Here is a 15116-nt window from a genome sequence, read left to right as displayed (position 1 = left end):
ACTTAAAAATCAAGCAAATGATGAAGCAGGTAAAAATTAAATTGCCTCTCAGAGCGTTGACCCTTGCAAGTGGTCTTCTCCTGACAGCGAGTTCCTTTGCACAATCTGGTGCTATTAAGGGACAAGTGAAAGATGCTTCTGGTGAGCCTGTCATGGGTGCTACCATTACTGCTAACGGTAAGACCGTAGGTATTACCGACATGGATGGTAACTTCTCTATCGATGCAGCTCCTGGTACTAACCTAACTTTCACCTATTTGGGTATGACCCCAAAAACCGTTCAAGCAAGCAAGAGCATGATTATTACCATGATTGATGACTCTAAGGCATTGAACGAAGTCGTTGTTATCGGTTATGGTCGCGCAAAGAAAAACGACTTGACAGGTTCTGTTACAGCTATCAAGCCTGATGAGATGTCAAAGGGTATCACAAGCAGTGCCTCAGATATGTTGGTAGGTAAGATTGCCGGTGTGGACGTACAGACTGGTGGTGGTCAGCCTGGTTCTGGCGCACAGATTCGTATCCGTGGTGGTGCTTCTCTGAGTGCTTCTAATGACCCTCTCTACGTAATCGATGGTTTGGCTATTGACAACAACAACCTTACTGGTACAAGTAACGTCTTGGCTATGATTAACCCTAACGATATCGAGAGTTTCACCGTATTGAAAGACGCTTCCGCTACCGCTATTTATGGTTCTCGTGCATCTAATGGTGTCATCATCATTACAACCAAGAAGGGACGTTCTGGACAGAAACCAACTGTTACCTATAATGGCGATGTTACAGTATCTACCATCCAGAAGAAATATGAGGTAATGAACGCCAGCGATTATAAGCAGGCTCTTACCACTTTAGGTATCGACACAAGCGGTTTGGGTACAGCTGATACCGATTGGCAGGATGAGATTTTCCGTACAGCCATCTCTACCAAGCACAGCCTCTGCATTCAGGGCGGTTTGAAGGATATGCCATATCGAATTGGTTTAGGTTACGATGACAACAATGGTATCGTCAAGACTACTTGGATGAAGCGTTTCAATACTTCTGTCAATTTGGCTCCTTCCTTCCTCAATAAGCACTTGAACGTCAACTTCACAGCGAAGTATATGTTCGAGAAGGATCGCTATGCAAGTTTTGGTGATGCCATCGGTGCTGCACTGACCATGGATCCTACACAGCCTGTTCGTGTAAGCGACCCTATGTACAATTGCGTAGGTGGATATTTCCAGTATCTGGACAATGCGGGTAACACAATTACTGATCCTAACTGGACAAAGATTGCCAAGGCTCAAGTACCTCAAAACCCTGTGGCTCTCCTCGACAACCAAAAGATAATGGCCAACACCCATGACATTACATCAAATCTTGAGGTGGACTATAAGATTCATGGTTTCGAAGACTTGCATTTACATGCTGCTATAGGTGCACAGTACACAGATGCCAAGCAGCACAATGATATAAACAAGTATTCTTCTTCTAATAACTATTTTGGTTATTACAAGACAGACCATCAATACAAATACAGCATCGAAGGAAAAGCTTTTGCCGAATATGCCCACAAGTTTGGTGTACACGACATCGACATCATGGCAGGTGCTGAGCAGAGCCACTTCCACAGAGTAAGCTATAACTTCGGAAGCGGTATTGATGAGTACTTGAGAGATAACAATCCACAGATGGTTGATGGTGAATGGAACTATGTAAATAACCCTACATATCAGAAGAACACCATGTGGAAGAGTCACAACTCTTTGGTATCTTACTTCGGACGTTTCAACTATAACCTGTTAGATCGTTATCTGCTTACAGCTACATTCCGTGCCGATGGTTCTTCTCGTTTCAGAGATGGCAAGAAGTGGGGTTACTTCCCAGCAGCAGCTTTTGCATGGAAAATCAACAACGAGCCTTTCCTCAAGAATGTAAAATGGATTGACGAATTGAAACTCCGCTTGGGTTGGGGTAAGACTGGTCAGCAGAATGGTATTGATGACTTCTACTATGCTCCTGTATATACCATCAGTGATACATATGCACAGTATCCATTTGGTAACAAATATTACACAACAATGCGCCCATCCAAGTACAATCCAGACTTGACATGGGAGAAGACTACAACTTACAATGGAGGTCTCGACTTCACCGCTCTCAATGGCCGTTTCGGCTTTAATGTAGATGGTTACTATCGTAAGACTACCGACCTTTTGGCAACCGTTGCCATTGCTGGTGGTACCAACTTTGGCGACCAACTCTTGAAGAACATCGGTTCTGTAGAAAACTATGGTGTAGAATTGGCATTCAATGTAAAACCTATCGTTACCAAGGACTTCGTATGGGATGTAACCTACAACGTAGGATGGAACCACAACGAAATCACTAAGTTGGAGGCTGGTTTACAAGACTGGACTTGGACAGGCAGCAAGGTATCTCGTGGTAACAACACATTGGTACAGGTGAACAAGGTTGGCGAACCTCTCAATTCTTTCTATGTTTTCCAGCAGGTTTACGACGAGAACGGCAAGCCTATTGAGGGTGTATATGTTGACCGTGACGGTAACGGCAAGATTGACAATGACGACCGTTATTGCTACAAGAGCCCTGCTCCTGATGTCATCATGGGTCTCACCACCAAGTTCATCTATAAGAACTGGGACTTCAGTGCTGCCTTCCATGCATCTATCGGTAACTATGTGTTCTACGATTTCCTGAACTCAAAAGCAGAGTTGGCGAAAATTAACGATACCGATCTCTTCAGAAACACAACTGCAGAGGCCGTCAATCTTGGCTTTAAGGGTACAACAGATCTCACCACCAATACCAGTGACTACTTTGTACGCAATGCTTCTTACCTGAAGTGTAGCAATATGACTTTGGGCTATAGCTTCCCTGCATTGTTCAAGGCAGGTGCTGAGAAGATTTGCAGCGGACGCATCTTCTTCACCGTACAGAACCCATTCATCATTACCAAGTACAAGGGTATCGACCCAGAAGTAAGCAGTGGTATCGACAGCAATCCTTACCCACGTCCAATAAGCTTCCAGCTTGGTTTGAATCTTAACTTCTAAAAATAAAAAAGGAGACAATTATGAAAAAAATATTTATAACGACTGCAATGGCGAGTGTTTTGTGCATGGGCTTTGTCTCTTGCGCAGACGAACTGAATATCAAGTCCATTGACCCACAGTCCACCCCAACATATACAGTAGAGGGTCTCTTGGCCAAGCAGTATGCTACGCTTGGTCTTACTGGACAGAAAGGTCCTGCTGGTTCAGCAGACTTGAGTGGCGACGAGGGTGAGAGTGGATTCATCCGTACCATTTTCAACCTACAAGAGTTGATGACTGACGAGACTGCATGGGCATATCAGGCCGATAATGCCATCGCTCCTATCACCAATTTCAGTTGGAATAGCGGTAATGACCGTGTAAACTGGGCATACCAGCGTCTCATTTTCAACATTACTCTGTACAACCAGTTTATTGCCGAGCAATCAGGCAGCCTGAGCGAAGACCAAATCGCAGAAGTTCGCTTCCTCCGTGCACTGAACTACTATTATTTCCTTGACCTGTATCGCAAGGCTCCATTCAAGCTCACTTTCGACGATAGTCTCCCTACCGAGAAAAAGGGAAAGGATCTCTACGACTGGTTGGATAATGAGTTGACCACCATAGAGCCTCTGATGGCTGAGGTGGGTGCTTATAATAACAAAGAGAATTTCGGACGTGCCGACCGTGGCGCAGCATACGCACTTCATGCCCGCTTGGCTCTTAACTCTGAAGTTTATACCGAGGGTAAGGTGAAGGACTACCAGAAGGCTATTGAATATTGCGACAAGATTCTCAACAACGTAGGTGAAGGCGCAGGTAAATACGATCTTTGTCGTGTAGAAAAGAATGGCTATAGCGGTTATCAGCAGTTGTTTATGGGCGACAATGACTGCAACCCAGATGCTATGAAGGAAATCATCTTCCCTATCCGTCAGGATGGTTTGAAGGCCCGTGCGTATGCAGGTACCACTTACCTCGTATCGGCAGCCACTATCGGCGGTATGCCTTATGCAAGCACAGGTGACCCATGGAAATGTTTTTTTGCGCGCGAAAACATGGTTGAGAAGTTCTTCCCTAACAAGAATGACATCCCTAAGGCTACAGTTGATGATGTCTTGAAGAATCCTTCTAAAGAACAGGTGATTGCAAAAGATAGCGAGAAGAAAATTGGCACTGCCGACGTGATCGCAAAGGCTAAAGATGATCGTGCCCTGTTGTATATGGGTGTAGGTGGCTGCGAAGAAGGCAAAGTTCGTACAATCAATCCTGGTGAGGCTATCACAGGTCCTCTGAATGGTGCGTCTTTTGTAAAGTGGAGCAATCTCCACGCAGATGGTTCCACACAGCACGATCAGAACTATTCTGATACAGACTTCCCTGTGTTCCGCTTGGCAGAAATCTATCTGACCCGTGCAGAGGCTAAGTATCGCCTTGGTCAGGATGATTTGGATGACATCCTGAAGGTTCAGGACCGTGCCAACCGTGCCTCGAAAGCTACATCAGTAAATGAACAGACCCTTATTGATGAATGGTGCCGTGAGTTCTATATGGAAGGTCGCCGTCGTTCAGACTTGGTTCGCTTTGGCTTGTTCACTGGCTCTAAGTATCTCTGGAGTTTCAAGGGTGGTGCAGAAAAAGGTGCTGGTGTTCCATCATACTACAACATCTATCCTATTCCAGACAATGAAATCAAGAACAATCCTAACATGACCCAAAATTCTAAATACTAATTGTTAGGCAACCAGATTTAATTAAAAGAAATCAATTATGAAAAAGATATTCAAATTCATGTTGCTGCCAGCATTGGTACTCCCTTTGCTCTTTACATCCTGTGATGAAGACAGAGACAGCAACCCTACATTGGACCTGAGTCATCTTGCAGAGGGATTTGTATTGAACACTCCTGCTCTTGCAGAAAACAATACCTACGACCCCTACTATGCAAAAAACTTGGTATTGACATGCTCTCAGCCAAATTATGGTGGAGTACCTTACCCTGTGAAGTATTATGCGCAGGTATCTATCAACCCTGCATTCGTCAGCGATCCTACAGTCACTCATAAAGAGTTGGCGACATATGCAGAGAATCCAAGCAGTTTGGATTTTGATGCATACGAAGTAAACAAAGCTATTGTATCTCTCTTCCGGGCTGCCAATCCTGATGCAAATCTTCCTGACGAGATGCCAGTTTATATCCGCCTTCGTGCAGTCATTGGCGGTGCTTTGAATCAAACCTTGGGCGAGACCTATTCAAATGTCATCACCTTGCCTTCTGTGAAGGCTACTATTCCTGACGCTAAGTTCACAGACAACCTCTTCTTGATTGGAAGTTCTATCCAGACTCCATGGGAGAGTTGGAAACCTATTCCTCAGGTATTTGAGAAGAATGGCGAATACTATGGTATCATCTACGTGCCAGCTGGTGGCGAATTCAATTGGGGTACTGAGATCAATGACAAACTCGGCATCAACCAAATCAAGGAAATCAACGATGTAGCTGGTGCAGGTATCACTGCAGGTGACGACCAAAACCTCAAGGTAGCCAACGCAGGTTGGTACACTCTCCACTTTAAGGGTAAGATTTCCAAAGATAAGAAGAACATCAACTGGACACTGACTGTATACAAGACTCAGGTTTGCCTGATTGGTGCTTGTATTGGTCAAACTAATTGGGGCTTTGCTGACGAAAATGCTCTGACACCTCCAGACGATCCAAGTGGTGATTGGGTTTCTCCTGCATTCACTGCCGGCAGCGAACTTCGTGTTGCTGTCAAGGTCGGTGACTGCGAGTGGTGGAGCACAGAGTTCACTATTCTCAAGGGCGACGTGTTCTGGCGTAAACAAAAGGTTATTAACGGCTGGAAGAAGGACGTGGGTTCAGATTACTCTGTATCTACCACCCCTGGCCAGAAGTTGTATGTCAACTTTGATACAAATAAAGCTGAAGTTAAATAATTTAAGATGAAAGCAAAATGAAAAAGATATTTTTATATAGCTTAGCAGTCTTGGCAAGTGTTATACTTGCCAGCTGCAACGGCGACTACGATGATTGGGCTCAACCACAGCACAATCCACAGGAAGAAGCCATCACGATTCCTGGCTTTACTGCAACACCAGTAGTTCAGTCCATCGACTGTTCCAGTGTGACAACAGATAGTGTCAGTATCTTCACATTGAGCGAAGCAGCTCTTCCTGAAGGTTTTACACTTGATAATGCTCGCTTAGAGATTATTCCTCAAGGAGAAGATAATGCAATCAAGAAAAACGTTAATGCAAGCATTGAGGGTAAGTCCGCTGTTGCAGATCTAGCAGAAGTAACAGCATCTTTTTATGGCAAGCGTCCTATAGCTCACTCTTTTGTTGCCCATGTTTATTTAAATGCGGTCAAAAATGGTGATGCTGTTCTTATTGATGCTGGTAAATTTAACCTTGAGATGACTCCAAAGGCTCCATTCATTGATTCTGGCTACTACCTCGTAGGCGATATGACAGATTGGAAATTGTCACCCGACTTTAAATTTACTCACTCAGGTGCAAATGTTTATGAGGATTCTAAATTTACCCTCGTGTTTACTACTAAAGATGACAAACAATGCTGGAAGATTATTCCACAGGGAAATGTAGATACTGGTAATATTTGGGCAGTAGAAAACGATCCTAAGGGTGTTGTTGGTATAGAAAACGACGGTGATGACGCAATGAAAGGTACACTTCTCACGACCACTTCAAAAGGTGAAAAAGCTGGCGCTGGTAAGATTGCAAAGGCTGGTACCTATATGATGACTATCAACATGATGGACTACACTTATGAAATTGTGAAACCTACAGAGTTTGAGTATGTTGCTCTGATAGGTGTAGGTGGCAAGTGGAGTGATGGTGACGATATCGACCTTACGCAGGTTACTCCTCACAACTGGTACAAAGCCAATGTTGAGATTCCTGATGGCGGTTTTAAGATTCGTGCAGATCATAAGTGGCGCGATGATGGAAACTGGGGTTTTGATGCAGGTCAGAACTATGAGAGTAAGGGAACTCTTATCACTTCTGGTGGCAGCAACAACATTCCTGTTCCTGCAGGTACATACAACATCTACTTCAATGATATCACAGGTGCTTATGCCTTTGTTGAAGTGAAATAACATTTTGTACAAATAGTACACATCTATATGTTGTGTGTTTATATAATAAAAAGGCGGTTTCTATTCAGAGACCGCCTTTTTGTATGCCCTGCATTCTTTCCTTCATTTTCCCCAAAAAACATTTGGTGATTACGAGGAAAAGTCGTATCTTTGCGGCGAATAAGTACAACTTTTATATTTTTGTGAATATGAGAACAGGCGACAAAGTATTAATATCTCCAGACTTGACACATGCCAAAGACTGGATACAGGGCGAAGTGATTGAAGTTGAGAACAATCCTTTCGTAGGAATTGTCATCTCCGCAAAAACCGCAGATGGGAACATCTTCTTTGGATATAAGGACTTATTTGAACCAGCAAAGGAGGCAGTATGTACGCATTAGCATTTGATATGGTTATTTCTGATTTACAGAAATACCATGGCGAGCCTTACAACAAAGCTTACTACGAAATAAAAGAACTTCTAAAAAAGAATGGCTTCGAGTGGGTGCAAGGCAGTACATACATGACGACGAATGATGATTTGACTGCACTTGTAAAAACAGTTATGGAGCTTTCTAAAATAGAGTGGTTTAAGAAATCTGTCAGAGATCTAAGAGGATTCAAAGTTGAAAGTTGGTCGAACTTTACTGATTTGGTTAAAAACTCATAGAATAGGCGACTCTCAATTCCGGGAGTCGCCTATTTTTTTCTTTCTCCTCATCCTTTTCAAGTATTTTTCCCTAAAACTTTGGAAGTTACGAGGAAAAGTCGTATCTTTGCCCATAAATAGCTCTAAAAAAGGAATTATGGGACATCAAGAAGATATTATAAAAACAGAAAGTAAAATCATTGTCATCAGGGATACGCAAGTTATCCTTGACAGAGATGTTGCGGAATTGTATGGAGTAGAAACCAGAGATATAAACAAAGCGGTTAAAAATAACCCCAAAAAGTTTCCCCCTGGTTATATTATAGAACTGAATAGCAGCGAGAAACAGGAACTGGTGGAAAATTTCCACCGGTTCAATACCCTCAAGCATTCCACTGTTGCACCTCACGCATTTACTGAACAAGGACTTTATATGCTTGCCACTATTCTGAAAGGTGATTTAGCCATCAGCACTACCATTGCCATCATTGATACTTTCACTAAACTTCGCAAGTTGGCAAGAAGCATAGACAAGGTGAATGAAGATGCAAAGGAGCATGGTATTTTACCAGACAAAGCAACTATACTTAATGAAGCCCAACTCGAACTTCTTGACCTTGTGTCCGTTATGGACTCAAAAGAAGAGATAGAAGGATTGCGTAAAGTAATAACTGATTATTTGGGGGCACAACTAAAAGAAGAACTTGACAGACTTTGGGCGGACGGAACACTCAATGAAGAAAAAGTAGAAAGCTTCCGCACACTCCATGAAAGAACTCCTTATCATAAGGCAAAAGTATCATGCTAAAAGAGAAAATTGTACTAGACACAAATTGTCTTGTCATGTCACTATCTGCACATAATCCATATGCAGAAATTTGTAAAGGGAGAATACGTTTTATGTGTATCAATGACATATTGGAAGAATACGAAGAGAGGTGTTAGGTCGTAATATCAATTCCAAAGTAGCAAGATTAGTATTAGCTCATATTCAAATTTTGCCTAACGTAAAGTTTATCGACCCTCATTACAGCTTTGGATTGATAAAAGCAGACGAAGACGACAACAAGTTTGTTGATTGTGCCATTGCCAGTAATGCTATTTTTATTGTAACAGAAGATAAACATTTCAAAGAGTTAGAAAACATTCCTTTCCCAAAAGTGGAAGTAGTAGGTATTGATGACTTTTTGAAATATCTCAAGAAATAATTCTTTATCAATAGGCGACTCTCAATTCCGAGAGCCGCCTGGTATTTATAGTTTTTTGATTTCTTCGATACTTAATCCTGTAGCCTGTACAATGATTTCTGGAGCTACATTCTGAGCCAACAGGCTGAGAGCAATGGCTTTTTTCTCTTCTGCTCTTCCTTCTGCTCTTCCTTCTGCTCTTCCTTCTTGCTTAGCATTGGTCAAGACATCGTTTTGTATCATGATGGCATTGAGATGCTCATCGTATGCATGACGTTCGGCGTCAGACATCTCGTAATATTTCAGCTTTTTGCGAGCCTCTTGCAGTCCTGGAGCCTTGGTGTCGGCAGCGATAACGCCGTTCTTTAGGTAGTTGACCCACTCCTCCAACGGCGATTTAGCTACACTATTGAATTCGTTGACACGAACAAGGATGTAGGTTGGGAAAATCTCTGAAGGTGATTTCCTTACGATATTGTCCTTCTCCTTTGTGCTAATTATCAACTGGTCTTTCGTGTGCAAACCCACAAAGTTATTTTGTCCTACATAGATATAGTCAGAACCTTTTCCCAGGTCGAAGTAGAGAATGCTGATGGAATACACCTTCTTCACCTCCTTGTAGCTGTTGCCCAGGTTGATGTGTTCCGTGATAGCCTTGGCTACACCGTATAAAACACGCTCCAGATAGTATAGTTCACTGGTGTTTTGTATTTCTACGATGATAATTTCTCCTTTGCTATTCTTTGCTTTGATATCAACACGGTTAAATTTGTCATCGGCAGCACTCTGATTGCCTTCACTTTCCAGAATGTCGATAATCTTTACCTCTTCGTTCAGGAAGACAGTGAGGAACCCCTCTAGTACGCCAAAATTGGCTTTTTGGCGGAGCAATCTTTTGATAGCCCAGTCGAAACGAATGTATCTGTCTTTAAGTTCTGCCATAATATCTTATTTAAAAATGTCACATTTCATCTGCAAATATACGACTTTATTCTGAAACTCGCAAGGATTTAGGGTGGAAAAGTTTTTTTGAGAAAAAATAGGCGACTCTCGGAATTGAGAGCCGCCTATTAATTTTAAGTTTATTTGATGAAGCAAATGCTTACTTCTTAGTCAGCACACATTTAGCAAAGCCTTCAGCCCAAGCATAAAGCTTGATGTCGTAAGTACCTGCTTCTACAGTGATGTTTCCACCATTCTTTGTTGTGAGGTTATCTAACTCTCCACCCCAACTGATGGCCCAATCGTCGTTGGCACGGAACTTGATTTCACCAGCACTCAATGTGATGTTCTTAACTTCCCAGTAGCCATTAACTTCCTTGGTATCCTTATTGTAAGGAACGTAAGTCATATCTACGTCTGACTCCCAACCATTAGGTGATGCGCTACCAATGATTCCAATAGATGTAATAGGAGTCAGAGTGTAAGTTTTCTCAGATAAGTCAACATTTACCTGATAGTAACCTGCAGGCTCTGTAATAGTGATGTTGGCTGCATCTGGAGCAGTATTGAAGTCTGCGCCATAGTTGGTGCCCTTCCACTCTGGCTGAGTACAGAACTTGAAACCATTCTGGTTCAGGTACATGTAACCAGTGAATTTTACACCATCTTCACCTGCGAGATAGTCATTTGTTGCCCAGCCATTAGCATCACCTGCCATATAGAGGATAGGCTTGCCTACAGAGTAAGACAGGTTGTTCATGTCGAGAGTTACAATCCATGTGCCCTTACCTGCGATAACCATTGTCTGTGGAGTACCCCAGCTGTCGCCAGTATAATAGATTGTACCAGAAGCATCTTCGCAACCATCCTTCTCGCAACCCAAGACACCTTTGTTGATAACATCCCAGTTGCCGGTTGCATCCCACTTGCTGCCTTCGTAGAACTTGAAGTAGTTCTTGTCTTTCTTTGTGGTGACCTTGAGCTGGTAAACACCATCAGACACTTTGGTCATCCATACAGGATCTTTTGGACCCCAGTCATTTCCGTTTACCTCGCCGAGCATGTAGTAGCCCTTTTCGTCGATAGCAGGAGTTGGGGATGTTGTAATCTTACCTGTAGTTTCACCTACTGTGTTGATGGCAACAGCATCGCCTGATGCCAGATTGACTGTAACCTTTGACTCAACTTTGATGTTACTTGCAACGCTGGCGCGAGTTTTATTCTCGTTGCAAAGAATCTTCTCCAATTCAGTAGCATCTACCTGAATGCTATTGCCACTGATTTCGCCTTTGATAGCTTCACCATTCACTTTCAAGTCTTTCAATGTATAGCCTGTAACATTGGCATCTGTTGAATTGACTGTGACGAGATTGATGACTCCATCTTCGTCAGGCATATTACATTCTGCTTCAGGACCCGCTGTAAAGGTGATACCATATTTGGCAGCTGAGGCTTCCTGTGGATTGTGCTGTGGTTGAGCCCAATCATCGTAGTCGCCGTTGCAGCTGGCAAGTGTTAAACTTGCCAAGACTGCTAAGCTATATAAAAATGTCTTTTTCATTTTGCTTTGATCTTAAATTATCTAACTTCTGCTTTATTTGTATCAAAGTTGACATACAACTTCGTGCCAACGGCAGGCTTAACAGAGTAATCTGCACCCATGGTTTCAGCCCAGTTGTTTGGCATATTATATTTACGCCAGAACACTTCGCCATTGTAAACAGTGAACTCTGTGCGATACCAGTCGATGCTACCTACCTTGACTGCAACACGAAGCTCTTCGCTGGCAGTGAATGCAGGAGAAACCCATTCACCAGTTGGATCAGCTGGAGGTGTCAGAGCTGTATCGTCAGCAAAGCCCCAAGTGCTTTGACCAATACAAGTACCAATCAGGCAAACCTGAGTCTTGTAAACAGTCAGTGTCCAGTCGATGTTCTTCTTGTCTTCGGTAATCTTACCCTTGAAGTGAAGAGTGTACCAACCAGCATTGGCTACCTTGATGTTTTGCTCCTCACCTGCAGAGATACCTGCACCAGCTTCATCGTTGATTTCCTTAAGACGGTTAATACCGCGATAGTCATTGTTTTCTGTACCCCACTTGAACTCACCACCTGCAGGCAAGTAGATGATACCATAGTAATTGCCATCCAAGCCTTCTACCTTAGGAATAGCTTTCCAACTCTGCCATGGAGTCTGGATAGAACTTCCAATCAAGAAGAGGTTGTCAGTGAACTTAGCGTCAGGAGCCTCGTAGGTAGCCTTGACAGAAGGCAGGGTAATGACATTTGAATAGGTCTCGCCCAAGGTTTGATTCAAAGTACCGCTAATGACTCCGCGAAGACGGACGTAAATAGGCATTTCCTCAGGAACGCTTGTGTCTGGATTGGCTGCCTGGAACAGTGATACGATAGCATCGTTTGCTTCGGATGCATTAAATTCCAAGTTGCTTGCATTCTCTGCGTATGTCGCCAACTCTGTATGAGTGGTTGTAGGATCATTGACGAATGCAGGGTCGATAGAAACCTGTGCATAGTACTTCACTGCGTAAGGTGCATCACCATAATTTGGCTGAGAGCATGTAAGCACAAGGTTTTTTGCACTCTTGAGATCATAGGTATTGTTTTCTGCAAGAGCAGGAGTGTTCAATACAAATCCCTCAGCAAGATGACTCAGATCCAATGTTGGGTTGCTGTCTCTGTCTTCATCACAGGATGTAAAGAGCAAAGGAAGTACCAATGCTGGCAGCAACATTAATTTGAATATCTTTTTCATAATTGATTTCTTTAAATTAAATCTTGTTTCCTAACAATTTAGTATTTTGGGTTCTGATGCAAGTTAGGGTTGTTCTTGATCTCATTGTCTGGCATTGGATAGATGTCGTAGTATGCTGGAGTACCAGCACCTTTTTCTACACCACCCTTAAAACTCCAGAGGTACTTAGAACCTGTGAACAAGCCAAAGCGAACCAAGTCTGAACGACGGCGACCTTCCATAAAGAACTCGCGGCACCATTCATCGATAAGGGTCTGCTCATCTACTGATGTAGCTTTTATCTGACGATTGGCACGGTCCTGAACTAACTGGATGTCAGCCAAACCTTCCTGACTGCCGTTGAGACGGTACTTAGCCTCTGCACGGGTCAGATAGATTTCTGCCAAACGGAACATAGGGAAGTCTGTATCTGAATAGTTCTGATCGTGCTGTGTGGAACCATCTGCATGGAGATTGCTCCACTTTACAAAAGATGCACCATTCAGAGGACCTGTGATGTTCTCACCTGGATTGATAGTACGAACTTTGCCTGTTTCGCAGCCACCTACACCCATATAGAACAGGGCGCGGTCGTCTCCAGCCTTTGCGATTACGTCTGCTGTACCGATGCCCTTCTCGCTATCCTTAGCTCTCACCTCTTCTTGTGTAGGATTGCTCAAAACATCATCAACTGTAGCCATTGGGATGTCCTTGTTAGGGAAGAACTTCTCAATCAAATTTTCGCGGGCAAACATACATTTCCATGGGTCTTGTGTGCTTGCGTAAGGCATACCACCTATAGTAGCTGCTGATACGAGGTATGTGGTACCTGAATACGCACGAGCCTTCAAACCATCCTGGCGGATAGGGAAGATGATTTCCTGCATAGCCTCAGGGTTGCAGTCATTGTCGCCCATGAACAGCTGCTGATAACCGCTCCAGCCATTCTTTTTTGCACGACAAAGATCGTATTTACCGCTGTTGATAATCTCGTCGCAATAATGAATAGCCTTCTGGTAGTCCTTTACCTGACCATTGGTATAAACTTCAGAGTTAAGAGCCAAGCGGGCATGGAGAGCATAAGCTGCACCACGGTCTGCACGTCCAAAATTCTCACTGTTATTATAAGCGCCCACCTCAGCCATCATAGGTTCGATGGTGGTCAACTCATTATCCAACCACTCATAGAGATCCTTGCCGCTTTTCTCGGTAGGGAGATTGTTGTCGAAAGTGTCCTTGAATGGAGCCTTGCGAAACAGGTCAAGGAAATAATAGTAGTTCAGAGCACGGAGAAAACGAACTTCTGCGATTCTGTCTTCGCTCAAGCTACCTGACTGCTCGAAAATAAACTGGTTGTACAGTGTGATGTCGAAAATGAGGCGCTGATATGCCCAGTTCACACGGTCATTACCACTATTCCAACTGAAGTTGGTGATAGGGGCAATAGCATTATCGTTCTGATATGCCCATGCTGTCTCGTCGGTCATCAACTCTTGCAGGTTGAAAATGGTACGGATGAATCCACTCTCACCCTCGTCGCCACTCAAGTCTGCTGAACCAGCAGGACCTTTCTGTCCAGTAAGACCAAGCGTAGCATACTGCTTGGCCAAGAGACCCTCTACTGTATATGTTGGGGTGGACTGTGGGTCAATGGACTTGATATTCAGTTCGTCTGCGCAAGAGACAAAGCCCATGCACAAAACACTCGCCATTGCAGTCGTTATAAATATTTTTTTCATAATTGTCTCCTTTTTTATTTTTAGAAGTTAAGATTCAAACCAAGCTGGAAGCTTATTGGACGTGGGTAAGGATTGCTATCGATACCGTTGCTTACCTCTGGGTCGATACCCTTATACTTGGTAATGATGAATGGATTCTGAACAGTGAAGTAGATACGTCCACTGCAAATCTTCTCGGCACCAGTCTTGATCAATGCAGGGAAGCTATATCCCAAAGTCATGTTGCTACACTTCAGGTAAGACGCATTGCGTACGAAGTAGTCGCTGGCATTGGTCGTGAGATCAGTTGTACCCTTAAAGCCAAGTTCGACGGCTTCTGCTGTTGTGTTTCTGAAGAGGTTAGTTTCATTGATTTTCATCAACTCAGCTTTGGAGTTCAGGAAATCGTAATACACATAGTTGCCGATAGAAGCATGGAAAGCTGCACTGAAGTCCCAGTTCTTATAGATGAACTTAGTGGTGAGACCCATGATTACATCAGGAGCAGGGTTCTTGTAGCAATAACGGTCGTCATTATCAATCTTTCCATTACCGTCACGGTCAACATACAATCCCTCGATAGGTTTGCCATTCTCGTCGTAAACCTGCTGGAAAACATAGAATGAATTGAGAGGCTCGCCAACCTTGTTTACCTGTACCAAAGTGTTGTTACCACGAGATACCTTGCTGCCTGTCCAAGTCCA

General features: G+C 43.4%; 12 protein-coding genes and 1 pseudogene. 8 read left to right on the top strand and 5 right to left on the bottom strand.

Going from position 1 to position 15116, the window contains the following annotated elements; translation table 11 throughout:
* The first annotated feature begins 20 nt into the window (after positions 1–20).
* The 8 genes from DW917_RS14390 to DW917_RS14355 all read left to right on the top strand — a co-directional run bounded on the left by DW917_RS14390 (position 21) and on the right by DW917_RS14355 (position 9022).
* Positions 21–3062, top strand: a complete 3042-nt coding sequence (locus DW917_RS14390; RefSeq protein WP_118119804.1) for a TonB-dependent receptor — start codon at positions 21–23, stop codon at positions 3060–3062.
* 20 nt (positions 3063–3082) lie between these two features.
* The gene (susD, locus tag DW917_RS14385) at positions 3083–4774 is read left to right on the top strand and encodes a starch-binding outer membrane lipoprotein SusD (RefSeq protein WP_118119800.1); all 1692 of its coding nucleotides are present in this window, start codon (positions 3083–3085) and stop codon (positions 4772–4774) included.
* 37 nt (positions 4775–4811) lie between these two features.
* On the top strand, positions 4812–5999 hold the full coding sequence (locus tag DW917_RS14380) for a SusF/SusE family outer membrane protein (protein ID WP_118119798.1): 1188 nt from the start codon (positions 4812–4814) through the stop codon (positions 5997–5999).
* Positions 6000–6016: 17 nt separating this feature from the next.
* A complete protein-coding gene (locus DW917_RS14375; protein ID WP_118119795.1) occupies positions 6017–7183 on the top strand; it encodes a DUF5115 domain-containing protein in 1167 nt (388 codons plus the stop codon).
* Between the two features lie 188 nt (positions 7184–7371).
* Positions 7372–7566 (top strand): transcriptional regulator, encoded by a 195-nt coding sequence (locus DW917_RS14370; protein ID WP_118119802.1) that lies wholly within the window; start codon positions 7372–7374, stop codon positions 7564–7566.
* The gene (locus DW917_RS14365) at positions 7554–7835 is read left to right on the top strand and encodes a virulence protein (RefSeq protein ID WP_118119794.1); all 282 of its coding nucleotides are present in this window, start codon (positions 7554–7556) and stop codon (positions 7833–7835) included. Before DW917_RS14370 ends, DW917_RS14365 begins: the two co-directional genes overlap by 13 nt.
* 136 nt (positions 7836–7971) lie before the next feature.
* The gene (locus DW917_RS14360) at positions 7972–8622 is read left to right on the top strand and encodes an ORF6N domain-containing protein (protein WP_118119792.1); all 651 of its coding nucleotides are present in this window, start codon (positions 7972–7974) and stop codon (positions 8620–8622) included.
* A gap of 130 nt (positions 8623–8752) precedes the next feature.
* Positions 8753–9022 carry a putative toxin-antitoxin system toxin component, PIN family gene (locus DW917_RS14355; protein ID WP_370453539.1) on the top strand — a complete coding sequence of 90 codons (270 nt, stop codon included), beginning with the start codon at positions 8753–8755 and terminating at the stop codon, positions 9020–9022.
* A 45-nt stretch (positions 9023–9067) separates the two neighbouring features.
* On the opposite strand, the gene DW917_RS14350 is transcribed toward DW917_RS14355, so the two are convergent.
* The 5 genes and pseudogenes from DW917_RS14350 to DW917_RS17300 form a co-directional block, all read right to left on the bottom strand.
* On the bottom strand, positions 9068–9943 hold the full coding sequence (locus tag DW917_RS14350) for an Rpn family recombination-promoting nuclease/putative transposase (RefSeq protein WP_118119790.1): 876 nt from the start codon (positions 9941–9943) through the stop codon (positions 9068–9070).
* 160 nt (positions 9944–10103) lie between these two features.
* Entirely contained in the window at positions 10104–11504 is a 1401-nt protein-coding gene (locus tag DW917_RS17825; RefSeq protein WP_118119788.1) for a DUF5115 domain-containing protein, read from the bottom strand.
* A gap of 17 nt (positions 11505–11521) precedes the next feature.
* The gene (locus tag DW917_RS14340) at positions 11522–12715 is read right to left on the bottom strand and encodes a SusF/SusE family outer membrane protein (protein WP_118119786.1); all 1194 of its coding nucleotides are present in this window, start codon (positions 12713–12715) and stop codon (positions 11522–11524) included.
* A 38-nt stretch (positions 12716–12753) separates the two neighbouring features.
* On the bottom strand, positions 12754–14433 hold the full coding sequence (gene susD / locus DW917_RS14335) for a starch-binding outer membrane lipoprotein SusD (RefSeq protein WP_118119784.1): 1680 nt from the start codon (positions 14431–14433) through the stop codon (positions 12754–12756).
* A gap of 20 nt (positions 14434–14453) precedes the next feature.
* Positions 14454–15116, bottom strand: a pseudogene (locus tag DW917_RS17300) (SusC/RagA family protein); the annotation flags it as partial.

This window comes from Prevotella sp. AM42-24 (assembly GCF_003461825.1).
In the GTDB taxonomy this organism is placed as follows: domain Bacteria; phylum Bacteroidota; class Bacteroidia; order Bacteroidales; family Bacteroidaceae; genus Prevotella; species Prevotella hominis.
The sequence above is the reverse complement of the archived record's forward strand: the minus strand, read 5'-3'. Positions and strand labels throughout refer to the sequence as shown.

What these genes read in the sequence shown, in the direction of transcription:
- DW917_RS14365 (WP_118119794.1), top strand. Translation starts at nt 7,554, where the DNA reads ATGTACGCATTAGCATTTGATATGGTTATTTCTGATTTACAGAAATAC.
- susD (WP_118119784.1), bottom strand. Translation starts at nt 14,433, where the DNA reads ATGAAAAAAATATTTATAACGACTGCAATGGCGAGTGTTTTGTGCATG.
- DW917_RS14370 (WP_118119802.1), top strand. Translation starts at nt 7,372, where the DNA reads ATGAGAACAGGCGACAAAGTATTAATATCTCCAGACTTGACACATGCC.
- DW917_RS14350 (WP_118119790.1), bottom strand. Translation starts at nt 9,943, where the DNA reads ATGGCAGAACTTAAAGACAGATACATTCGTTTCGACTGGGCTATCAAA.
- DW917_RS14375 (WP_118119795.1), top strand. Translation starts at nt 6,017, where the DNA reads ATGAAAAAGATATTTTTATATAGCTTAGCAGTCTTGGCAAGTGTTATA.
- DW917_RS14380 (WP_118119798.1), top strand. Translation starts at nt 4,812, where the DNA reads ATGAAAAAGATATTCAAATTCATGTTGCTGCCAGCATTGGTACTCCCT.
- DW917_RS14390 (WP_118119804.1), top strand. Translation starts at nt 21, where the DNA reads ATGAAGCAGGTAAAAATTAAATTGCCTCTCAGAGCGTTGACCCTTGCA.
- DW917_RS17825 (WP_118119788.1), bottom strand. Translation starts at nt 11,504, where the DNA reads ATGAAAAAGACATTTTTATATAGCTTAGCAGTCTTGGCAAGTTTAACA.
- susD (WP_118119800.1), top strand. Translation starts at nt 3,083, where the DNA reads ATGAAAAAAATATTTATAACGACTGCAATGGCGAGTGTTTTGTGCATG.
- DW917_RS14340 (WP_118119786.1), bottom strand. Translation starts at nt 12,715, where the DNA reads ATGAAAAAGATATTCAAATTAATGTTGCTGCCAGCATTGGTACTTCCT.
- DW917_RS14360 (WP_118119792.1), top strand. Translation starts at nt 7,972, where the DNA reads ATGGGACATCAAGAAGATATTATAAAAACAGAAAGTAAAATCATTGTC.